Raw genomic sequence first — 21,749 nt, 5'->3', positions numbered from 1 at the left:
TCCTGGCCGGCGGATCAGTTGTTGCGGGTGACGTGGGCGAGGTTGCCTTGGGAGAAGTAGCAGTCCCGTTCGATGACGCGGTACCCGGACGGGTTGTAGGCTTCCAGCTCGGGAAGGCTGACGTAACCCCAGGAGCCGTCGCCGCGGCCGGAGGGGTCCATCAGTCCGAAAGCTTTACCTGTGGCGGGATCGTATTCTGCGATGTACCAGTTGGCGGCTCCGCCGGTGAAATAGTGCAGGTGGAACTTTTTCTCCTCCAGCGGGGTGTCTTCCGTTGCACCCAGGGCAGGTACCTTGGACAGGACCGCTTTGGGGGCGTAAAAGTTGTGCCCCCGGATTTTCCGGTTCGGCTCAGTAAACTTCACCGGCGGCGCAGGAGGTCCGGCGGCAGCCAGTTCGAGATCATGAGCTTTGGCTGCGCTGAACCCTCTGCCGGCGAACGGGATCTGGATAGCGAAGTTGTCACCGCCAATGGAGCCAAGGGACCGGCCGTGATGTTTCTTGCCGGTGGACGGGTCAGTCCAGACAACCGGGGTGTCAATCGGTGAGATCGCATCCCGATGCTTTGAGGTGGCAGCCTCATCGACGGTGAGTTCGTTACCGAATACTTCAGCTTCTCCGCCGGAAGTCAGAGCCACCGTGACGATTTCGCCTTCGGCGGCAACCACCTTTCCGGGATGGACCGCGCAGCCGTCCGGATCAGTCCACAGGACACGGGCGCCGGGGGAGGTGACCAGCTTGAGGCGTTCATTCTGTTCGGTCAGTGCGGCGACAGCAGCGGTCTCCAGCGCCGACCGGTCGGCAGGGTCCGCGTCGTAGGTGAACGAGGCGACCTCACTCTCGTCGGAGTAAATCGTGTAGCGGCCGTTACCATCGCGTTCGATCTCATACTCGTCATCGTTATGGCTGAAGGTCAGGTCTTCGATAGCAGGCCGTTCCAGTGCTGCTACCGAGTCAGAATGTGCCGTAGCGGCGAACTGCCCGCCGACTGGTACGCCTTTAGGCTGGCGGGTGGTGGTGTCAGTGGTCATGAGCATTCCTTCATAAGGGTGCCGAACTTACCGGCAACGATTGCCTGCGCCAGGGCGGCGAGGGTGATGGTGCAGTTGATCGTGCCGGTAGCCATCATGGTCAGGATCTCGGGGACCGTGTACCACTCGGTGACGGCGCCGGATTCGCCTTCAACGTAGGCCAGGTCCGCCGCGGCGGCCGGGACGTGTGCGAGCCAGGTGGAGCCGGTGATCGGGGAGGATCCTGCTGCCTGGTAGGAAACACCAAGGAGTTCAATGGAGTCAGGGATGATGCCGGTTTCTTCGACAAGTTCCCGCAGGGCTTCCTGCGGTGCGATCGCTGAGGCGCCGCCCCCGGGAAGCTCAAGGGTGTAATCGTCAACCGGGTAGCGGTGCTGGCGGACCAGAGCGATCCTGGCTTCGCCGTCAATGACAGCTAAAGGGATGACCGAAACGGCGTAGCGGCAGCCCGTGTCGACCAGGACGTATTCGCCGTCCCGGCCGTCGGGGTGGACGATCTGGTCCACTGTGACGGTCAGGTTGCGGCGTTCGAAGACCTTCTCGCCATCGAGCCGGCGGATCGGCCGGGGGCGGGTAACAATACTGATGCTCATACCTGGACTGTGTGCGGCTGCCGGGAAACACAGCAGGCCCCGGCACTGTACCGGGGCCTGCTGTCAAAGAATTTGCCGATCAGGGGACGCCGGCTGCCTCGCGCAAGACGAAAACAAATGCCGCGGCACGGAGGGAAGGTACTACTTGAACGTCGCCACGGCGTAGATCATGTCGTGATCCGACGGCTGCCGGCCACCAATGATCTGGTTGCCGTAAGCCGTCCAGTTCTCCCAGTAGCTGACTTTCAGGTCTTTACCTGCCGGTGCTCCGGCGTAGACCTGATCGATTCGTGAAGAACCCGCAACTGGCCACTGGTATCCGTTGTATGTCTTCATTTCCGGGTGCATCCGGTCAGAGGTCATGGCGTACATGTCCTTCAGCCCGATGGCCGCAAGGTTCTTTGTCTGAGGTGCGTTCTTGGAGGCACTGGCATTGAAATCCCCGGTCACGAAGACAGGGAGACCACCTGAAATGCGCCGGACCTCATCGGCCAGCAGGGCGCCTTCACGGTCCCGGTCAGCCTGCTTGTCAGCCCCGACCTGGAAGTGGGTGTTGGCGACGAGGAAAGACTGTCCGGTGGCCTTGGAACGCAACTTCACCCAGGTCATCACCTTGCCGTAGTTCGGGTAGGGCTTCTGCTCGAACACCTTGTAGCCTGACCCTGTCATGTCGAAAAGTACGCTGCGGTAGAGGATCGGATCAAGCTTCGCGGCAGGGTCTGATGGCTGGTACATCTTGAAACCGGTCTGGCGGCTGATGTCGTCGCCCTGATGGTAGACGCGCCCGTCAATGTTGATGTCGGGAGCCTCCTGAATGCCTACGACATCCGGATTCGCTGTGTTAATGATCCGGCCGATGCCCTGGACGCGGGCGTCCCAGCCGGGGATGGACGGGTCAACCTTCTGGCGCCAGGCGGAGTCGACATTGAAGGAGGCGACCTTCACGGAGGTCCTGGCCGGGGCGGCCTGCGCAGGTGCGGCCACCGCAAGAATAGAGGCACCCAGCACAAGGACTGCCAATGATCGGGTAACGAGAGAAGGGCTTTTCACGGATCTCCAAAAACAAAGAGGTGGCGTGCCGGCCTTATGGCGGGCCTCTCTGAAAAACATGCGTAGACGCAGGAACTGCAGTCCCCGGGGCCAATCCTGGGGCTGCAGTTCCGTGGTGACGGTGACCTTGGTCTAACCGGTGCAATGACGGCTAAGCGAGCTCCAGGGTCTGGTATGCGTCCGACTTTGGAATGGTCCGGCGCTCCGTCCACGGCATTTTCCACTCCTGCTCTGGGACCAGAATGGTGCGGGCGTTGACGGCAGGGCTGTCTTCCTCATCGCGGCCGTCCGCAGGGATGTCATGAACGTCGACGGAAACCATGCCGGAATGCCCTTCCGGCGTCAGATTTACTCGTTCGACCCGGACATGCGTGTCGGCACGTGCGGCCAGGAATTCGCGTGTTTCGATAATCGACGACTCGGCAGCGGTGATCGGCTGAAAAGAAGCGAGACCGTATTTGGCGGGATCCTTGCCGACAATTGCCGTGTACTCATCCGGGTAATATTCGCGTGCTGCTTTGTGAGCCCCGGCAACATCGGCCGGCTTCAGATCCTGATGGTGGGTGATGATGGCCTTGGCCCACGCGCAGTCCTGCTCATACCAGCCGGCAACTTCACGCCAGGCCGGGTCTACCTCCGCAGCGCGCTCCGGGGATAGTTTGAAACCGCCATGCCGCTCCGTCCAGACGGCGTCAATGCCGACCGCCACAGGGTCGACACCCTGCAGCTTCCCCCACGGGGAGCGGGATCCTTCCCCGATGTGGTTGTGCTCGTAGCTGTTAGCCCGTTCCCGGATCGCTTTGCCGTGCGCCTTGGCTTCCTCCAAGGACTCATGATGGGTCCGGTCGCCAAGGACCAGTGGGCGGTTCCTGCGGAAGTCTGTGACTGTCGCGTAGGCGCCGTCTTCGCGGATGTCAGTGGTGATGCGGACCTCGACTGCGTGCTGAAACGAGTTGTAGACGTCCGTGTACTCATCCCCGCCGAACTCCCAGTCGGTGCCATCCGCATCGTGGAACGGGGTAACCGACGTCAGAGGAGACAGTTCAGGTTCGGTATGGGTGGTGGCGGCGAACTGGCCACCGACCGGAACCCCCTTGGGCTGGCGGCTGATATTTTCGGTCATACCTTGTCTGTGTGCGGCCCGACGAAAATCCGCGCAAATCTGATGGAAGCAAACCCTCAAAGACGACTCGCCCGCGTCGGGACATCCGGCGCGGGCGAGTTTTGGACAGAGAAATATCAGAAGGGGGCGGGCTTTCCGAAACCGACGATTTTGATTTCGCCCCTGAGCAGGGCTGACGCATCAATTGAAGCGGATTTCAGATCACCGAGGACGTGATGCGCTGGAAGGGGAACGCCGTAGGGGACATTAGCCCTGATTTCGAACTGCAGCGAGCTAGCGACAGAGGATCGACTGTCATTGTTCATGAACATGGATTCGTTGGCGTGATCCCTGACTTCATCGACATGCAGATACCCCTTGTCGTCAGAGGAGATGCTGACAGTTCTGGCGTTCAGCAAATGAGACGCGTACTTCTTAGCCGCGGCGAACACGATGTTTTGGCTGGCCTCGCGCTGTTGGAGGTCAGCCGCAGCAGGACTGGTGGGAAGTCCGCCGGCGGTTGGGCGCTTGGCGGGAAGTCCGACAGCGGGGTAGGGAGAGAGGATTATGGGATCTTCGGGGCTGTCGAGGAAGTCGTTCGCGGGCACATTGCGCGAGTAACCGTCAGTGGTTGGTGAATCCGCAAAGATGTCCGGCTCATTGTCCGCCTCAGTGAAGATCGACTTCTCATTGGAGGGCAATGTGACATCCGGTTCGGCATGTTGCGTGGGGACAAATTGCCCGCCGGTGGAATTGGGGGCACCTGCAGGCTGCTGATTTTGCACAGATTTTTTCTTGAAGAATGGCTGCTTAGGTAGTGGCATACCTCTATCGTGTACGGCTTGGATGCAAAACGCGCAGCGCCACACCGGAAAGCTCAATCGTCCATGATCCATCGGGTTCCCGAGGCGCGCTCCACTATGGCTTTCCACTCGTCGACGCCGGCGACGTACGGGAAAGGAAGCTCGGGATGGAACTGCCGGGCCGTGAAGTCGATGACGAACTGCCCGTCCCGGTCCCCGGCAAGGACAGCAACATGCTGGCCTCCCAGCCGGGCCCGCCTGATCGTGATTTCATCCAGCCAGTCGACATCGAACTCGGACGCGCCCACCTGTTCGATGAGTTCGCCCGTGGCGGCCCAGCAGTTGCCCAGGGCCAGTGCGGGATCCCCGAGCTCACCGAGTGTGACGGTTTCGCGCCCGGCCGGGGAATGGTCCAAAATTTCCATTTCACGGTAATCAGCGAGGACCATCTGGGCTGCTTCAAGGCGGCGGCACTGGATCGTATCCGAAGGCTCCGGCGCGGTCAGCGTGGTCCCCGGTTCGGCGTGGACGGTGGAGGTGAAGCGTCCGCCGAATCCGCGCGGGTGATCGTTTGCGGTGAAAGTCATACTAGTGCTGTGTGCGGCGGTTGCCGGGAATGGCGAAGCCCCGCAGTCCAGGGGTGCGGGGCTTCAGGAGGTTTACTGCTACGTGGTTCCGGGCAGGAACTCTGAGGGACGATCCGGTCTCGACGGAATCGGTGAACCATCCTCCTCGTGATGCCCTTCGACGTCCGGAGCGGGATCACGCTGGCTCGCTTTTACCGGGGTTCCTAGTTCTTGTTCCTGTGGAGCAATTTGGGGACCAGCTGATCCCAGCCGAAGAAGTTGCCCTCGCGGCTGGCCGGAATCTCGCGCAGGACGCTCACGATGATCGCTGGGTTGCGAGCAGGTTTCGGCACAGCTGGAATGCAATGCTGTCCGCCGGCGTGACGCCATGGATCGCGGCGTCCAGCTTGTCGTCATCCGTCGCGGCCGCCATGACGGCGTCCACCTCGTTGCGGTTCCGGTTTCCGGCCATCCGGTGCAGCAACCCGGAATCGTAGGCCCCCTGGACCAGGCGCGCTGTTCGTTCTTGCCCATCTTGTTTTCCGTGTACCGGCGGTACACCTCCGCTGAGGCCATGCAGGGGGAGAGGGTCAGTGACGGCTCGGTCCGCACGGTGGGGCCGAACCGTCCGCCGGCCCGCGTTCCACGGGGGTGGCGGGTGGTGACACTCATGCGTGGCTGCCACCGTCGCTCATCCACGACTGCATTGCCTCGATCCGGGCGGCAAGTTTCCGGTCCGGGGAGACGGACTGCTGGTTAGCCGCGGACGCGCGGGAGAGTTCCAGGTCCACGGCGGTGTTGTCCAGATACCCGCGGCTGGCCAGCCGGCCAACGGCCGGGTAGGCGATCACACCACGGGAGGTGCGGATCCTGTTGAGCTCCCGTGCGATGGCAACGGCTGTCGCGTCGGTGACCGGACGGCTGCTGCCCCGGCTCTCCTCGATCATGCCGTCCATCTCGTCCGCACTCAGGTGCAGGCCGGCGCTGCGGGCCGCGTACGGGTTGGTCAGGACGGTGGCGTCTTGGACGCGTTCAACGATGAGCCGGCCCAGGTTCACCGACCTGAAGGAGCCGTGATCGGATTCGTTGTGCAGCTGGACGACTTTGGTCCAGTTCCACGCTGCGTCCACGACCTGGGCTTCGGTCAGTGGTCCATCCGGAAGCTGAGCGGTGCATTCAACGCTGACCTCGTCCCAGCCTTCATCGGTGGTGACGTCGGCGTCGTAGCGTTCGGCGAGGAAGTCTTCGATGACGGGGCTGTTGCGCTCCAGCCAGTCGTCCAGGGTCTGCCCGTGCAGTCGTGGGTCTGCGTCGGTGATGAGCCCTTTCAGGTTGATCGTCTTAGCCGGGGAAACCCAGTAGCCGAAGCCGTCATCGGACCGGCTCACGTTCAGGGTCTCGATGACCTCACCGTCGGCCAGTTCCGGGAAGGTGTCGCCGTCGCCAGGGGCGAGGGTTACAGCGCGGTGGGCCGGGTCAAGCAGGAGGGTGGATTCCGCATGGGCATCAGAGGCGAATTGCCCTCCGTTGGTGATCCCTTTGGGCTGCCGGTTCTGTGATGTCGTCATGCCAGCTATGTGTGCGGCTGCCGGCAAAACAGGCTTCGGCGCCCTGAGAGATGCCCAGTCGGGCTAATTTGCCGCCCTACCGGTCGTTCCCACCAAACGACCGTCACCCTACCACTTGGTCGAGTGGGAAAATCCCCGGAACGGCGGGGAATATAGGGCCCCTACTACTACTACTCTACTTAAACGACCTTAAGAGATATATATATATAAGGGGCCCCTTGCTCTCTGCCCTTCAGCCCCTCCCCCTTATAGAGAGAGTACTTTTCTCTCCATATATATGTCCCTCCCCAGGTAGGTTTGGTCGAGTGAGGGTCCGGCACCCGGCAAAATCCGCGCCAGCACTGGGATGCAGGCCTGTTGTGTTGTGCGAGTGAGGTCCGTTTCACCCGTGATCGGGCCGTTTTGGCGGTGGAGTGGCTTCAAAGGTGAGAGACCACAGATTTGGTTTCATGTGATAACCTGAGGAACGGTACCGACCCCTAGAGACGAGGGTTATCACATGGCTCCCAAATAGGGGGCCATTTCGTGTTTTGGGGCGTTGGAGCTGTGGACACGAAAAACCAAAAAATCGGGTTCACGGGCTCTACGGCAAGCTCCGGAACCGGAAAGGGGGGACTGCTTTACGAGCCTTTTCCTGATCCGGATACACGAAAGGGGCCGCACCACCGTGAAGTGGTGCGGCCCCCTGATGCTCTAAACGGAGACAGCCCCCAGCATCGGGTAGACATGGCCGCGCCATTCCCGCCAGTCTGTCATCCGCGGGGTTCCTGTCACGGAGCGGTTATGGGACTGGTCGTGGATGAGGTGCTTCCAGGTCGGCACTGCAGCCCCGGTGATGACGCCTTTATCGTCGGCCAGGACGTCGCCCCTGACCACGGTTTTGTCGTAGGTGAGGATGAGCCGGTCAGCCCATTCCGGTCCGAAATACTGATCGACGGCGGCCAGTTTTCCTGCCACGCATCCGGGGTTGGTCCACGTCGGGGTGGAGCAATGGAAGACGTTCCATCCTTCATCCGCCATCTCAAGAATTGCTTCCACGGCGTAAGGGACAGGGTCCAGTCCGGTGTACAGATCCGGGTGGTTCATCGCCGCTTTCAGTACCTCCGGGTTGGCGCCGGGGCCGGCCAGGTCATCCCATCCAGTACGCTTGTCGTCGTCGACGATCGGGAAGGAAGGGTCCAGCCGTAACAGGATCTCGTTGAGCCGGACACCCCACTGCAGCCAGGTGCCGTCCATGTCGATGAGTGCGATGGGCTTGTCCGGGTTTTCTTTCATGTGTCTCATGTGTAAGGAACATGCGTAGACGCTCATCGTCCCAGGCACGCAGAAAGGGCCGCCCCGTAATGGAACGGCCCCTGGTTGGAGGGCTGCGGATCAGGCGACCGCGGCGCTGCTGTGCTGGACGGAGATGGCGTTGCCTGCAGCCACGGCGTAGTGGGCGGCCGTGTTGGCCAGCAGCTCCCACCGTTCCCGGTTCTCTTCCTGGCCGTTGTCGAGCAGGTCATCCTCACCGGTGTAGTCGGCTTCCTCGATGAGCAGCTCATATTTGTGTTCCGGGTTCAGGACATGCCCGCTGTCCGCCCAGTGCTTCATCTCTTCATGGACGGCGAAGCGGATCAGCTGCATGTGGTGCTCGCGTTTGTCACGGGGAAGGTATCCCAGCGCTTCTTCAAGGTCTTGCACAGCCTCTGCGCGGGTCCGTGGAGCGCTGTCCTCCCCGGTCCAGTACACGGCGTAGGAGTCCCGGATCAGGTCCGCGACCCGACCGGCACTGATGGCTGCCTTTGCCGGGATTCGCGGGAGTGCCTGAAGCTCTTTGGCCAGGCCCGGCCCGTGGTCGGCTTCGAATTCATAGTCGAAGTCCGGACCGTCAACGGGTGCCGGGATCAGGGTCAGTGCGGGCTCATTATGCGGTGTGGGGGCGAACTGGCCTCCCGTAATGACTCCGGCCGGTACACGGTTTGCTGTTGTTGTGTTGTCCATAACCCTTATGTGTGCGGCAGCGCAGGGGTCTGGCGACAAACCCCTGCACGACGATGTATGGCTTCAGGGTCCTAAGCTAGTGTCCGATTGCTGCGGCTTGGACGAGTTCGTGGAGGCCGGTCTGTCCCATGCCGACCAGGGTGGCGCCGACGCCGAAGATGGCGTACGCACCGATCGGGACCAGCAGCAACCATTCCCGAACGGATCCGGCGTGGCCGAGGACCGGGATGGTCATGTAGCCGTTGGGGTGCCAGCAGTCTTTGAGGATGGGCAGCTTGGCGATCGCCTTGGGCGGCTTGATGGCGAACGGCCACGCCAGGTTGCACCCCTCGGTGGTCATCATGTCCCCGAGGATGTGGATGATGACGCCGATACCCATGGCAATCGGAAACCAGCCCTGCTCCTGCGGGGCAAAGAAAGTGATGAACGCCCCGGTGGTGAGACCCACCGCCCACGGGGATTTACGCATCCGGTCCGGGATGATTTTCAAGGCTTTCGCGGCGAAAGCAACAAGTAGGACCGACAGGATTCCCGCGCCCGGGTAGATGGTGCCGAAGCCGTCCAGGTTGTAGGTCCACAGTCCGGCAAGCCAGGCGATGAGGACGAACACGGCAATCCCGGCCACTGAGTGGGTGCCGTGCCGGTGGCCTCCGGCTACTTTGCCGATTCCGGTGCACATGGCGTTGGACAGCGGCGGCAGGGAATGGGCGATCGTCGCATTATGATGGTCAGCGTCCGGGAGCATCGCAGCGCCCGCGGTAACCAGCGCACCGGTGACAATGCCGACCGGGCTGACATCGAACAGTCCGAAACCGAGGTCCAGGCTATGCGGCAGGAAAGCAGCCTTCTCGGCAACGGCTGAGATGTCCACGTGGATGTTGGTGGTCAAGGCAACCCAGGCGGCGGCGCCGCAGGCTGCGTGGTGGGCTCCCATCATGGCGGCGGGCAGTCCTTTCACATCGGAAGAATTTGGTTTCTTCCCCTCATGTGTGCGGCCAGGTACCAAAGGGTCCCCGCCGCCGCCGCCGCAGTCGTCCCTGGGATCGGAGAGCTCCTGTGCAGGCCCAGGTATCGGCAAGGCCGGCCGCCGCAGGCAGACTCATCCCGAGGCCGCGGACAAAGGCTGCACGGGTCGAAAGAAGGGTCTCTGCCAAGATCCTCGCACCCCCACCTCCCTGACCCCCCAGCCATCTGGCGGCGACGGTGAGGGAACAGAACGACGTGCACGCAAAGCCTGTCTAGGCGAATGGATCGTCATCATCTGGGACGAAACGCTTCCGTGGGGCAGTCTCCGCGAACGGATCATCAAACAGGTCCGGCACGGCGGTGACCGGTGCCGGGACCGTGAACGGGTCCTCGACGCCGGACTCCTCAGTGGCCGGTGTGGCGACGTCCGCTTCCATCTCGGACCAGTCCAGCTCGTCAGGCACGGCGGTGACTCCTGGCGCCGGTACCAGATCCGCAACCGGAGCTTCTGCAGGGACTTCTCCTCTCACAGCAGCACGTGTCCTTGGGGATGACGTGTCGAAGAACGCCTCGATCTCATCCAGCTCAGAGTCGGTGACACCCTGGTCCGCGTTGGGAACGACGAGCAGGGCCTCCACCCCGGCAGCTTCGAAGGCTTCCGCAGCGATGTCCTGGTAGGTCAGACTCAGGATGGGATCTTCGGAGCCGAGCTCGTCATCGATCCAGACCAGCCGTCGGATCCGCGGGTTTTCACGAAGCCAGTCCAGGGCGGCGTCAATTTTCCACCAGCCGGTCTCCTCAGTGTCGGCAATGAGCGCCTCCACAGCCCGCGGGAGCAGGTGCCCGAAGTTATCCGGTGCATCATCCTCCCAGGGGCTCAGCCACGCCTGGAGGACGGGGAGGGCTGCCATCCGGCCAAGGACGGCAGGGTCAAACATGACGGTTCCATGCCCGGGTGCCGCCATATGGTCCAACCCTTCCCGGAACGTGAACGGAGAGATGGACCCGTCAACGTCGAAGAACACCACCGAGGTTTCATCCACGTCGGGCTCTGCTTCGTCCTCAGGCCACAACAGCTCATCATCACCATCGTCATTGACTGTGGTGACAGTGTCCTCGACCGCGTCATCCTGAACAGTCCCGGCCGCTGCCGGCTGGTCCTCGGTGAGTTCCAGTTCTGACCAGTCCAGATCATCGAAAGCCAATTCGATCTCGCCCAGGTCCACGACGGCTGCTGTGGCAGGTCGGCGTACAGCAGGTGCCGGAGCAAATATACCCCCGGCAACCTCCGGTATTTTCATCATGAAAGGGGTCAGCTCGAGTTTGGCGGATTCGGCCAAGGGCTCGATTCGCTGGGACAGTTTTTCCCGTAGGACGATTTGCTCAGCCGGGTCATACCAGGCTTGGATGGCCATGGCCGCGCCAGCAGTAGTTTCGAAGAGTCCGCGGCCGGGCGGGATAGCGTCACCAAGGTCCGGGGCATCCTGCGGAGCCCGAAGAGCGGATTGCTTGTCCCCGTAAGTGGCCTTGCCCATCAGCAAACGGGAAAGGTTCACCTTAAGATCCCCTGCCCCGGGGATGGTGTCGAGCATTTTTGCAGCCAGCTTCTGTGTCGCGAGAATGAGGGTGGCTCCGGCCGAGCGGGCCTCACGGGCAATCTTTCCGGCGTAGACGCCGACCTCTGTCTTGGCCCTGTTGGTCGCGATGATCATGTCCCGCTCGATATCCATCTCCGGGTCATCGCTGGCAGGCGGCACTGGGTCTTGACCCATCAGGGAGGTGAACTCATCGAGGAGAATGACCATGTGCTTGGGCCGGATGTCCTCCGGTAGGTCACGGTAGTTGCCTACCTCGTGAGCTGTGTTGAGGTTCTTTCGCCGGACAACCTCAGCGTAAATTCCCTTCATCATGGCAGCCGCCTCGAAAGGCGTAGCGGTGAAAGCCTTCGCATAGGGCTCCGCGAATTTGAAGTCGGCACCCCCTTTGGTGGGGTCGGCAACATAGAGTTCGTACTCCCGAATCAGGCATCCGTAGGCCAAGGATTGAAGCAAAACCGATTTGCCCCCACCTGATGCCCCGGCACAAAGGAGGTGTGCGTCGACGCGAAAGTTGTACTCCACGGGCTCTCCGTCAACCCCGGTCGCGAACGGAATGAAATCAGACGAGTCGATGTAGTCCCAGTCGTAGCCGGCCTTTTCCGGCATAGGGTTCACTTCGCAGGTGAGCAGCTGGATCTTATTGGAGGCGTTCTTGATCCGGCGGGGCTCCACGAAAGAGTTGCCGGAGTTGGATTCAAGCTTGGTGCGGACACCGGTGAAGGAGGTGAAGTCCATTCCGGTGGGCAGGTCGAAGTCCAGGATGGAGACCTGCTGGTTCCGCGGCATGTGGTCAACGTTGGTCAGCACGGGCATCATGCCGCCGATGCCGGAGATCCCGGAGTCCAGGAACACCTGGTCCCAGTTCAGGGATTCGAGGTACTGCTCGTGGCGGGGGCTGGCGAGCTGGACTTTGGAGGGGCGGGCACCGACGACGATGGTGCAGCCGTCTTGGGCGGCGGCGACGCGCAGCCAGTCCGAAGCCCAGTGCTGGCGGATCCGTTGCGCCATGCCGCGGACGTCGTTGAGGGTGACGCCGCCGTACAGGCGCAGGTCGATTTTCCAGATGTGCTGGCGGGATTCCGGTTTGGTAAGGCAGGTGACGGCGGCGATCTCGGGGCGGTCGGACAGCTTGGCGGCTTTGAACGCCTGGTTGACGAGGCCGGCGAGGACCCATTTTGGCCCCTCGGAGCGGGGGACCGGTGCCAGGTCGTCGGGTTTGGCGGGCACGGACTCGGTGGACCAGTGGACGCTGAACGCCTGCGGGTGGCGTTCGCCCGGGCGTTTACCGGTGCCGGGGAAGCCGGTCATGGCGACGAACGGTGCGGCGTTCAACGTAGACGGCAGGGCGGGCTCGAATAGGAAGAAGTCGTGCGGGGTCATGCCCTGGCGGGTAATGAAGGCCAGGTGGTTGATGGTGACACCGTTTTTGAGCCGGGCGGTGCTGGCGGTGGAGGCTTCCATGACGGGAGGGTTTGCTTTGTGTTTCGGGGCGGCTTCGGCCCAGCGGTTGTTCCATTGGTCTTCGTCAGCGAGTTTTTTCATGTCCTTGGTGGTCAGCCCGCAGGACGGGTCCCAGTTGGTGTCAGGGTCCAGTAGCGCACCCGCGTACGCGCAGCCGTTGCCGTTTTGTGCCCGGTGGTCGACGAGGACGTGGGCTTGGAGGGCGTCCTGCATTTCGTTGCGGCCGTTGGCCCGGATGTAGGAAGGGGGCGGCCCGTCCGGCAGATACCAGGTGATGGCCCATGCGGCGCCGCCGGCGGGTGCCCGCTTTTCGTCATCTCCGGCAGGGGCCGGCGGGCAGGTGAGCAGGTGTACGTCGTCGATGACGGGCCGGGAGTAGACACCGTCGGCGGCCCACGCGATCGCGCAGCGGACCAGCTGGTAGACGACCTCTTTGGGGGTTTCCGGGTCGGTGATGTCAGGCATCTGGTCGGAGGGCCAGCGGACGATCTCGAACCGCAGCGGGTGTTTGGTGCCAGGGACGGGGGAGTTGTTGGAGTCAAGGTTGGGGACGTCCAGGACCGCGAATTTTGCGCCCGTCCCCAGGGTCGGGTTGATCTTGTCGGCCATGACGAAGTATGGTGCGGCGCCGGTCCCGGCCGGGGCGTCGAAGGTGTCGATGATGGCGGAGCCGACTTCCTGCCGGTCAATGAGCCGCGGAGCCGGGTCCTGTTTGAGCATCTCCCACCGGCCTTTCCATTCTTCGCGGGCTGCGACGACGATCCTCCAGTGTTCGAGCGCTTCAGTGATCCACGCCCTCGACAGCAGAGCTAGGGGTCCGCCTGTGAGGACCAGCGCCCAGATGGCCGGGTCCGGGATGGCGTGGACCCCGAACGCGGTCGTGGCCAGCGGCAGCAGCACCGTCGCTACCGTGCCGACGATGCCGCCGACAACAATGCCTGCGATGGTCAGACCGATCACTTTTGCGACGTTCTTCTTTGCGAGGGCGATCAGCGAATCAACGCGCGCCCCGGGGTTTTCATCGTCGGCAACCTGGGTGCGACGCCGGGACGCGGAGTATTGGACGATGGCCAGGAACGCGGCGGCGGCATTGATCCACGGGCCGTACCCGTTGGTGTAGGTTTCGTCTTTGACCGGGATCAGGTAGGCGGCGGACCCGGCCCAGAGGGCGACGAGGAAAGACAGGCGCGGCTTGAGTCCGGGGAGCCAATCCACGTTGGGCAGGACGAGTTTGAATTTCAGGTCCTCCCAGTGCCGGTACTTGTTCATGGTCGCCTGCTCGCCCGGATGCGCCGGCGACGGGTAGCCGCGGGCGTCTTTCTTGCCGGTGAACATGGCCGGCGGGTGCGTCCACGCGGAGACGAGCAGCCCGGCCCAGATGAGGGCGATGCCGGGGTAACCCTGGTAGATGGCGTAACCGGCAGCGGCGGCGGCGCCGAGCATCACGAGCGGGGTGATCGGTTTGCCGGGTGCCTGGTTCCTGCGTGGTGCAGCCATGATGGCCTTTCCGTCGTGAAAGCTTCCTGCGTTCTCTATGCGCCGGGCGCCCCAGCGGCGGTCTCCGTGAGGGGCGGCCGCCGGTGCGCGGTTTAGGCGAACGGGTCGTTGTCTGCGTAGACGTCGACGCGGGCCGGCCGCGGCGGCGGGGCTTTGAACTGGTCGGTGTCTGACCAATGCGCGGTCTGCTTTGCTGCGCGCGGGGCTTTGACGAGCAGTTCTTGGAGCCGGCGCACGATGGCCGGGTCCGCGGAGCCGCCCCGGACGAAAGATTTCACAACGGGCACGATGCGCAGCCCGTTGACCACTTCGGCTCCTGGAACGGTGAGCATCCAGGTGCTCACCGGTTGGTTGTCACGGGAGGACCAGACAACCAGGCGCGGAGTGAGGACGCGGGCACCGGTCCCGTTCAGGAACGTGTTCATCGCCTTGGAGACGTACTCCTGGGATTTGCCGACGTGCGGTGTCTTCTCCCAGCCGCGGCGGTAGCCGAGCATGGACCAGTAGAACCCGGGCTTCCACATTTTGGAGTCAATCAGCAGCACCGACCTGCCCGAGACTATGGCGTGGTCGATGTTGGCTTTGAACCCGGGGATCGGGATCCTCAGGTCGTGCAGGACGGCAGCTTTCATGGCGAAGCCGTTCAGCAGCGCCTCGGTCTTCTGCTCACCTTTAGCGCCGATTTTCGCGACGTTCTCATTCACCGCCCAGGACGTGTCCTGCAGACCGGTGGCGGCCCGGCCGTAGATGCCGTTGCTCATCAGGACCAGAACAGACGGACGACGGTCCAGATGCCGAGGAGGACCACGATGGCGCCGAGGATCTTGCCGCCGGAGCCGAACATCCAGTCCTCAATGTCCTTCTTGTCCTTCGCGCTCTGATCCAGGACGCGTTCTTTCATATTCTTTTCGCTCATACCCTGAAACATGCGTAGGCAATGCAGCCACGGGTGCACTCGGACAGGCCATTTCCGTTGACCGTCCCCACCACCGGGGATAGCCTTGGTTGACGCGGTTTACACACCGTCGGTTGGAATGGAAGGGGAACCTAATGCCGGGAACGGCAGAGATCCAAGACCTCGCTCTTCGGATGGCCGAAGAGATGGAGCGCCAGCACAAGTCTCTGCGCGGTATGGACATCGGCCTCCTCGCTCAGAACGTTGTGAGGACATTCCCTTCCGTTGAGGACAACAACCCCATGATGGACGCCGTAGGCCCTTTCTATGACACGGCCGGGCTGCAGCGGTGGCTGGCCACGACACGGCAGAACCTGGGCAAACGGTCCAGTGCGCTCCAGATTCTGGCCTGCAAAACAGAGGATAACCATCTGCTGTACCCGACCTGGCAGTTCCGTCGGGACGGCACCGTGATCAACGGATTGACCGAGGTGTTGACTGTGCTGGCGCAGGGTACGGCATCGCCGTGGACGTGGGCGCTGTGGCTGACGTCGAAAATTGATGACGAGCTGGAAGGGATGTCCCCGGCAGAGTGGCTGGGTGACGAACGCACCCTCGCTCCGGTGTTGACTATGGCCGCATCAGATGCCGCCGTCTGGGCAGCATGAGCGCGGACCCCGGATTGTCGGACCCCGGTGACCTGACCGGGTTTCCGGCCACCGACTTTGAGGAAGGTGAGGAGCTGTACCGGGCCGTGGCTGTCGGGCAAGGGCCGTGGTGGTTTGGATCTGACGGCTCGCAGCGCTTTGACCTGAAGACCCCATCCGGCACCTGCTACACGGCGCAGAATATCGAGACCTCGGTCCGGGAGAAGGCCCGGCGCCCGCTCCTGGCCCACGGGGTGATTGACCCGGCGTTCGTGGATGGGATCAACGTCTGTGAGCTCTCACTGCAGGGTGCCGGCGCCTTTGCTGAGACGGACTCGCCGCGGTCCACCTCTTTCGGTGCCAACCGCGAATTGTCCACCTGCCCGGATTACGGATTGTGCTGCTCATGGGCTGAGGCCTTCAAGACAGCCGGGCTTGGCGGCATCCACTACGGCTCCCGGTACACGACCGGACCGGCTAACAGTCTGGCCATCTTCGGGGACGCCGGTGAGCGGGAGAGCTGGGATGTGGTTCGGCAGCTGAGCGGCCACCGGGCAATGGAGGAAGCGGGCATGCTGCCCCTGATTGCGCCGCGGACAAAACGCCGGCACGCCAACGTGGTGGAGCCTCCACCTACCCGCTGATCACCAGTGGATGCGCAGCCGGGCAGGGAGTTGCGCGTCGCCGCCGTTACCGACCGCCGCACCAAGGGGGCGGCCCTTGGACAGGTGCGGTTTGGCCGGTGCCGGGTGCGGAACCTCGACGCCGGCGCGGTCCATAGGCGAACCGATCAGGTGGGTGTGGTCACCTTTGCGCATCCAATGCGGGGTGGCGGCGAGCAGCTTCGAGTTCTCCAGTACTGCGGTCGCATCGAACGTGTGCCACGGCGTGAAGGGGTAGTCGCCCAGCAGATCCCGTGCTGCCCACCGGTCCGGACCGGTCGCATCGTTGATCGCAAAGTCGGCCCGCAGGCCGAAGAATTCTTCGCTCATCAAGTGCCGGTCCGGGAACCAGGTCTCCCAGTGCGCGACGCCCATCCGGGCTGCAGGTGAGTCCTGGCCGCGGCCTGGAAATTCCCGCAGGACGGCTGCCATCTTGCGATAGATTTCGTGCCGCGGATCGGTGCTCGTGTGCCGGGGACGATCCGGGTGCGGAGCGGCGATAAACACCACCGTCAGACCTGATGTTTCCAGCGGCCGCTCCGAAATCACCTGAGCCCAACGGCGGACCTTGTTCTCGAAAGCTGCCGAGGCCGTGGCGGTCAGTTCGAACACAATGCGCATCCCGTCGGTTCGGACGATCGTTCCATCGGCCCGACGGCTGTCCGCGCTAGCCAGCTTTTTTCCCAATCCAGCGCCTGCGAGCAGGTCAAACGATGAGAGCTTTTCGCCCAGGACTGCACCTACGTTCAGATGCTCGCTGACCCGCAACCCAAGCTCCGTAGCCAAAATATTGTGCCTGTCGTATTGCCCGCCGGTTGACCACGGGTGCCCGGCGGTGACGCTCAGCCACTCAGGGCCGGTGAGGGTTGTTGCGATGATCTTGCTGAACGATTCCGAGTTGGAGGTCCGGAAGATGACGTTGCGGTTCATTCCGGGGCTGGGCCGGGTCTTGTTCGGGTAGGTGCCGATGTCGATGATGTCCAGGGCGAACGACGCGGCAAGGGTTGAGTAGTTCGGATCCAGGAAGTAGCGGCAGCCGGTGAAGGCAGCAAGCTGTTCCGATGACACTGTGCGCCATGAATCCATGACACCCCATGCGGCCAACCTGTCGATGCGGCCTCGGTTGGATGTCAGTATCCGCAGCGCCTCCTCCGGGTCCAGGCTCAGCTTGGCGTTCCCGTTGCTTATCCCTTCCTTTCTGTGGTGCCGCGAGATCGAGCCGGTGATCCAGTTGGCTTGTGACCCCGGCGCCCAGAGCCTGTCCCAGTACGGGTCCGTCCGGTTGTGCATCGCCAGCTCGTCGTCCGGGTTGGCGGAGGGCATCATCGCGGCGTGGATGCCGTCTTTGACGATGCGGCGTTCGGGTGCGACGGTTACCACGGGTAGGCTCCTGCGGGTTCATGAGTGTACCCCTGCGTGGTGGCGTAGGAGGACATATCGGCTTCGAAGTTGGGGAGCTTGACGATGAACGCTGACTGCCGGCGCTGGTCCACTTCGGCGCGCACCACCACATGGTACGGCTCCAGATGCTGGATGTCTTCGGTGGTCCATTCGTTGTTGGAGCCGACGTTCGCTGCGACTTCGGCGGCGGTCTGGACGTCGGTCTGCGCGAAGGAGATAAGGGTTGAGTAGGTGAGGAAGTTGTTGCGCAGCGCGGCGCCGAGCTGTTCGGGCCGCTGGGTGGCGAGCATGGCCCGGATCCCGTAGGACCGGCCCTGGTCGCGGATCCACGCAACGATTTCCGGGGAGGTACCGGCCAGCAGGGAAAGCTCATCCGCGAAGATGGACACGGACCGTCCCTGATCCAGCCAGCCGGAGCAGGTGCGCTTGAGTGCGTTCTGCAGGGAGTACATCAGCAGTGAGGAAATCTGCTGGTTCTGTTCATCATCCAGCAGGATGCCGGACGGGGAGGAGCCGGTGTTGATGACGACGGAACGGTGGCCTTCAAGGATGTCCGTCCAGCTGACCTTTTTGCGTGACGGGGTCCACCAGTCCTCCAGGATGAGGAGCTGCTCGAACTTGTTCCGGGGTGGCTCCAGGAAGGGCCGGCGCGCGGATTCGGTGCGGTCCTCGAAGAGGGAGGAGATGGCAATGTATGCGTGCTCGAGGGTTTCGTCCGGTGTCCCGCGTTCACGCAGTTTGATGCCCAGGGCTTTGATGCCGGTGGCGAGCTGGACGGCGACTTTATCGGAAGTGCCGGCGAGTAGCTGGTACGCGTAGTAGAGCGGGGACATGCCGTGTTTGAGGATCCGGTCGTCCCGGTCTTCGATGGAGTCGATGACGCGCGCGTCCACGGACAGGGCGGCGGTGAGGATGGCGACAATGGTCGGGAAAGAACGGGCACCGATCGCGTCGGCGCCGAACGTGTATTTGAGCGCGTTGGTGAAGAAGACCGCTTTGGCCGCGTTGTCGCCCGGTATGGCGAACAGGTCGATCGCCGGTGTGCGGGCGTCGGCGACGTCGATGGTCAGGACTTTGTCGCCCAGGGCGTGCGCCCACTGGACGTATTTGGCGACGCCGTCACCTTTGGATTCGAAGGCGATCAGTGCGTTGTTCACGCCCGGGTAACCGGGTTTGTCGGACGGGTTGACCCGCTCCAGGCAGTGCCAGCCGAACAGGGAACGGATGAGAAGACTTTTTCCTGAGCCGGGTTTTCCGACGATCGCGCAACCAAAGAGAAGCGCAGCTGCGGACAGGTGGGCTGATCCGTCGTCATTGGTTCCCAGCAGCGGACCGATCGGCTGCAGCATTGCTGGTGGGGTGGCGCGGGCACGGGTGGCGGCGACACCGGAGACAGCCCCGGCGTGCGGGGAGACCATGCCGACAACAACGTTGGGCCCGACCATGAACGCGTCCGGCGCCAGCGGGTAGTCCCCATCGGAGGCGGCCACATATTTTTCAAAGGGCACCCGGTCACCGTTCGCGTCCTTTGTGTGTCCTTTGATGTTCTGTTCTTTCCGGGGAGGCCGGGGACGTCCGCGCCGTGTAGGCGGGGCCGGGAAGTTGGTGCCGGCCAGCCGGTTGCGAAGCTTCGAATCCGGGGAGGTGACACGGCCGGTGAGTGCGGCCAGTCCGAGGGCGGCGGCGATACCGGACAGTACGAACAGGAACGGTGTTGCTGCGGCGGGAATGAACTCGGCGTACTCGGCGGGTAGCTGCGGCAGACCGAACATGGTGGCTGCGGCCAGTACCAGACCGAGCGGGAAACCGAAGAGGAGGCCGTGATGTTTCGGAGCGAAGCGCACACCGGAGTCCAGGTCAAAACCGGGGAGACCGGCGGTGACCTGGGAGAGCAGCGAGGTCACTTCCGCTTTGGAGGAGCCACCTGCGGTAATGGAGACAACGACGGATGTCGGGGACGTGGAGTGATGGGTGGGGACCGCGGTGCCGAGCCGGTTGCCCAGCCACGGCGTGTAATGCTTGCGTTCCTTGTTGGAGGGTTTGCGCATCGTGACGGATACCCAGGAACCTTCCGGCAAGGCGTTGGCCAGCAGCCGCGGAAGCTCGGTCGGGTCAATGCCGGACTGGGTCTCGCGCAGTGCCGGGGACGGCTTGTAGTTCAGCGTCCCGATCGCCGGGGTATCGCCGAGATCTTCGGGCATCGTTGTTTCTTCGGCACGGGCACCGACAGTGTGGGCCAGGTGCAGTGAAGCGTTCGTTCCCAAAGACGCGGCCGGCAGGATCAGGTATCCGTTGAGTCCGGTTTTTTCACGTCGGGTCAGAAGTGTGGCCTGCCCGGTGTTGGTGGCCGCGGATGCGAAGGTCCCGGCCCGCTGGGTGAAGGTTGTGGGGTTTGTGTCGATGCCGCCGGCCCGGGCCAGACGGAAAATACGTTGCTCCATACCCTGGAACATGCGTAGTTTTCCTGAATGCGGCCCTGCAGACCCGGATAGGCGGATTTGGGGGTTTTTACAGCTTCTCGCTCGCTGCAGATATCCCCTAATCGCCCCGAGGCCGGATCGGAACCCCGCGCCCGCTTCTGGCCTATAAATCTTATGCACGGCTGCGAACATGTTTGACCGTCATGCGCAAGCGTTTTGGTGTTCCCTGAACTGGCCTGCGGCTTTGCTGCTTGTACTTCTTCTGTGTGCGGCTCCTTTCTGGAAGTGACGGTTTTTTTGTTGACTTCCACCAAAAACTTTTGTGTGGCTGGGTTGGGCGGTTTTGTTGCCGGTGTGTCGCTTGCAGCGGGCTTTTACCACGCCTGCGGCGGGCGGTGGGTGCGTCTGGGGTTGAAGCTGTCGGCTTTTTTGGGTGCGGGGTTGTGGCGGCTGCGCCGGCGGTGGTGTGGGTGGAGTGTTGGGATGGTTGCTGGTTGTTTTGGGGTGCCTGCGGCGCGGTGGGGGTGGTCTGTTTTGTTGTTCGTCCTGGTTCGCCTTTGTGGGAGACGAATTGCTTCGTAATGGGTTTTTGCGTGGACGGTTTGTATCGCTGCTCCGGTTATTTGCCGTGGCTTCCATTGGCACGCAGTGCATGATGTCCTTCTCGTTCACCGGCACGCAAACTTTTTGTTCACCTGGACGCGCGCAGCCCAGTGAAACTCGACGTGGAGCGTGTCGGGACGAGACGGTCACCGCCCGTCGCAGGCGCATACTCCGCAGGAACAAGAACCCTCGGATGAACCACCTGCCCCGGGGCGAAGCCCCGGTGAAACACGTCGAAGACCGGGCTGGACAACGAATCGAAAAGCGTGGCGGCGCAGCCGGCGGGAAACACTCCGAGTTCCGCCGTGAAAGAGAAGACGCCGCAAAAAGAAACAACACCGCAGCCGCAGCAGCCTGTGGCGCAGCCACCGGCAGAAAAACACTCCGTGAACCAGTACGCCCAACAAGCCGGACAGCCGGACCGCCCGCCGCAGGTGCCACCACCGGTGAACCAACACCACCAAAGGCAGGACCACCCGGCCCAGGGCGAAGCCCTGCGAGAAACACGACGCAGACCGGACAGAACAACAGGAGGCGAAAAAGGAACCAAGGGGGTGGCGCAGCGAAACGGGGACGAAGGTGGAGCGCAGCGACAACGAAGACCCCGGAAAGCGGGACAAAGACAAGGCCCCGGCCGCGCAGCGGCCAGAACCCCCAAGAGGAAAACCAGGACGGGAAACGGGGTGGACAACACAACGGGCCGTGCGCAGCACGGACGCGCAGCGCAGCGAAGCACGACCAACAAAACGGCAGCCGCAACGACAACCAGACCGCCAAGCTCACGGCCGCCAGGCCGGGAGCTCGGGCCGCAGGCCCAGCAAAACATAAAGAAGAACCACAACGCGGAAAACACGACGACGGACAATTCGAAAAACATGCCGGATCACATCAAGGGCGAGGGGC

At 62.8% G+C, this 21,749-nt stretch carries 18 protein-coding genes; 2 read left to right on the top strand and 16 right to left on the bottom strand.

The window, feature by feature from the left end:
- Window positions 1-14: 14 nt before the first annotated feature.
- From IV500_RS05245 to IV500_RS05180, 14 genes are all read right to left on the bottom strand, one after another.
- Window positions 15-1,031, bottom strand: coding sequence for a DUF2958 domain-containing protein (locus IV500_RS05245; protein ID WP_196395758.1), 1,017 nt, complete (start codon window positions 1,029-1,031; stop codon window positions 15-17).
- On the bottom strand, window positions 1,028-1,624 hold the full coding sequence (locus IV500_RS05240) for an NUDIX domain-containing protein (protein WP_196395757.1): 597 nt from the start codon (window positions 1,622-1,624) through the stop codon (window positions 1,028-1,030). Before IV500_RS05240 ends, IV500_RS05245 begins: the two co-directional genes overlap by 4 nt.
- Before the next feature lie 141 nt (window positions 1,625-1,765).
- Window positions 1,766-2,674, bottom strand: a complete 909-nt coding sequence (locus IV500_RS05235) for an endonuclease/exonuclease/phosphatase family protein (RefSeq protein ID WP_196395756.1) — start codon at window positions 2,672-2,674, stop codon at window positions 1,766-1,768.
- Between the two features lie 151 nt (window positions 2,675-2,825).
- Window positions 2,826-3,797, bottom strand: a complete 972-nt coding sequence (locus tag IV500_RS05230; RefSeq protein WP_196395755.1) for a DUF7007 domain-containing protein — start codon at window positions 3,795-3,797, stop codon at window positions 2,826-2,828.
- Window positions 3,798-3,913: 116 nt separating this feature from the next.
- The gene (locus IV500_RS05225; RefSeq protein WP_196395754.1) at window positions 3,914-4,561 is read right to left on the bottom strand and encodes a hypothetical protein; all 648 of its coding nucleotides are present in this window, start codon (window positions 4,559-4,561) and stop codon (window positions 3,914-3,916) included.
- Between the two features lie 92 nt (window positions 4,562-4,653).
- Entirely contained in the window at window positions 4,654-5,166 is a 513-nt protein-coding gene (locus tag IV500_RS05220; protein WP_196395753.1) for a hypothetical protein, read from the bottom strand.
- 295 nt (window positions 5,167-5,461) lie between these two features.
- Window positions 5,462-5,629 (bottom strand): hypothetical protein, encoded by a 168-nt coding sequence (locus IV500_RS05215; protein ID WP_196395752.1) that lies wholly within the window; start codon window positions 5,627-5,629, stop codon window positions 5,462-5,464.
- Between the two features lie 184 nt (window positions 5,630-5,813).
- Window positions 5,814-6,713 (bottom strand): hypothetical protein, encoded by a 900-nt coding sequence (locus tag IV500_RS05210; protein WP_230854514.1) that lies wholly within the window; start codon window positions 6,711-6,713, stop codon window positions 5,814-5,816.
- Between the two features lie 693 nt (window positions 6,714-7,406).
- Window positions 7,407-7,988: a 5' nucleotidase, NT5C type gene (locus IV500_RS05205; RefSeq protein ID WP_196395751.1), complete on the bottom strand. Its 582-nt coding sequence runs from the start codon at window positions 7,986-7,988 to the stop codon at window positions 7,407-7,409.
- Between the two features lie 99 nt (window positions 7,989-8,087).
- Window positions 8,088-8,696: a hypothetical protein gene (locus tag IV500_RS05200; protein WP_196395750.1), complete on the bottom strand. Its 609-nt coding sequence runs from the start codon at window positions 8,694-8,696 to the stop codon at window positions 8,088-8,090.
- A gap of 76 nt (window positions 8,697-8,772) precedes the next feature.
- Complete coding sequence (locus IV500_RS05195) at window positions 8,773-9,654, bottom strand: metal-dependent hydrolase (RefSeq protein ID WP_312875837.1); 882 nt, start codon at window positions 9,652-9,654, stop codon at window positions 8,773-8,775.
- Window positions 9,655-9,934: 280 nt separating this feature from the next.
- Complete coding sequence (locus IV500_RS05190; protein WP_196395749.1) at window positions 9,935-14,218, bottom strand: FtsK/SpoIIIE domain-containing protein; 4,284 nt, start codon at window positions 14,216-14,218, stop codon at window positions 9,935-9,937.
- A 92-nt stretch (window positions 14,219-14,310) separates the two neighbouring features.
- Window positions 14,311-14,979 (bottom strand): nuclease-related domain-containing protein, encoded by a 669-nt coding sequence (locus IV500_RS05185; RefSeq protein ID WP_196395748.1) that lies wholly within the window; start codon window positions 14,977-14,979, stop codon window positions 14,311-14,313.
- Complete coding sequence (locus IV500_RS05180) at window positions 14,979-15,134, bottom strand: hypothetical protein (RefSeq protein ID WP_196395801.1); 156 nt, start codon at window positions 15,132-15,134, stop codon at window positions 14,979-14,981. The genes IV500_RS05185 and IV500_RS05180 overlap by 1 nt, the downstream gene beginning before the upstream one ends.
- Window positions 15,135-15,268: 134 nt before the next feature.
- On the opposite strand from IV500_RS05180, the gene IV500_RS05175 reads away from it, so the two are divergent.
- Both IV500_RS05175 and IV500_RS05170 read left to right on the top strand, forming a co-directional pair.
- Window positions 15,269-15,781, top strand: coding sequence for a hypothetical protein (locus IV500_RS05175; protein WP_196395747.1), 513 nt, complete (start codon window positions 15,269-15,271; stop codon window positions 15,779-15,781).
- Complete coding sequence (locus tag IV500_RS05170; RefSeq protein WP_196395746.1) at window positions 15,778-16,404, top strand: RES domain-containing protein; 627 nt, start codon at window positions 15,778-15,780, stop codon at window positions 16,402-16,404. Before IV500_RS05175 ends, IV500_RS05170 begins: the two co-directional genes overlap by 4 nt.
- Here IV500_RS05170 and IV500_RS05165 read toward each other — a convergent pair whose 3' ends face one another.
- Together IV500_RS05165 and IV500_RS05160 are read right to left on the bottom strand one after the other, a co-directional pair.
- Window positions 16,405-17,802 (bottom strand): hypothetical protein, encoded by a 1,398-nt coding sequence (locus IV500_RS05165; protein ID WP_196395745.1) that lies wholly within the window; start codon window positions 17,800-17,802, stop codon window positions 16,405-16,407.
- Window positions 17,796-20,264: a type IV secretory system conjugative DNA transfer family protein gene (locus IV500_RS05160; protein ID WP_230854512.1), complete on the bottom strand. Its 2,469-nt coding sequence runs from the start codon at window positions 20,262-20,264 to the stop codon at window positions 17,796-17,798. Before IV500_RS05160 ends, IV500_RS05165 begins: the two co-directional genes overlap by 7 nt.
- Window positions 20,265-21,749: the final 1,485 nt, after the last annotated feature.

This window comes from Arthrobacter terrae (assembly GCF_015708085.1).
Taxonomy (GTDB): domain Bacteria; phylum Actinomycetota; class Actinomycetes; order Actinomycetales; family Micrococcaceae; genus Arthrobacter_M; species Arthrobacter_M terrae.
The sequence above is the reverse complement of the archived record's forward strand: the minus strand, read 5'-3'. Positions and strand labels throughout refer to the sequence as shown.

What these genes read in the sequence shown, in the direction of transcription:
- IV500_RS05245 (WP_196395758.1), bottom strand. Translation starts at nt 1,031, where the DNA reads ATGACCACTGACACCACCACCCGCCAGCCTAAAGGCGTACCAGTCGGC.
- IV500_RS05240 (WP_196395757.1), bottom strand. Translation starts at nt 1,624, where the DNA reads ATGAGCATCAGTATTGTTACCCGCCCCCGGCCGATCCGCCGGCTCGAT.
- IV500_RS05230 (WP_196395755.1), bottom strand. Translation starts at nt 3,797, where the DNA reads ATGACCGAAAATATCAGCCGCCAGCCCAAGGGGGTTCCGGTCGGTGGC.
- IV500_RS05220 (WP_196395753.1), bottom strand. Translation starts at nt 5,166, where the DNA reads ATGACTTTCACCGCAAACGATCACCCGCGCGGATTCGGCGGACGCTTC.
- IV500_RS05210 (WP_230854514.1), bottom strand. Translation starts at nt 6,713, where the DNA reads ATGACGACATCACAGAACCGGCAGCCCAAAGGGATCACCAACGGAGGG.
- IV500_RS05205 (WP_196395751.1), bottom strand. Translation starts at nt 7,988, where the DNA reads ATGAAAGAAAACCCGGACAAGCCCATCGCACTCATCGACATGGACGGC.
- IV500_RS05200 (WP_196395750.1), bottom strand. Translation starts at nt 8,696, where the DNA reads ATGGACAACACAACAACAGCAAACCGTGTACCGGCCGGAGTCATTACG.
- IV500_RS05190 (WP_196395749.1), bottom strand. Translation starts at nt 14,218, where the DNA reads ATGGCTGCACCACGCAGGAACCAGGCACCCGGCAAACCGATCACCCCG.
- IV500_RS05185 (WP_196395748.1), bottom strand. Translation starts at nt 14,979, where the DNA reads ATGAGCAACGGCATCTACGGCCGGGCCGCCACCGGTCTGCAGGACACG.
- IV500_RS05180 (WP_196395801.1), bottom strand. Translation starts at nt 15,134, where the DNA reads ATGAGCGAAAAGAATATGAAAGAACGCGTCCTGGATCAGAGCGCGAAG.
- IV500_RS05175 (WP_196395747.1), top strand. Translation starts at nt 15,269, where the DNA reads ATGCCGGGAACGGCAGAGATCCAAGACCTCGCTCTTCGGATGGCCGAA.
- IV500_RS05170 (WP_196395746.1), top strand. Translation starts at nt 15,778, where the DNA reads ATGAGCGCGGACCCCGGATTGTCGGACCCCGGTGACCTGACCGGGTTT.
- IV500_RS05160 (WP_230854512.1), bottom strand. Translation starts at nt 20,264, where the DNA reads ATGGAGCAACGTATTTTCCGTCTGGCCCGGGCCGGCGGCATCGACACA.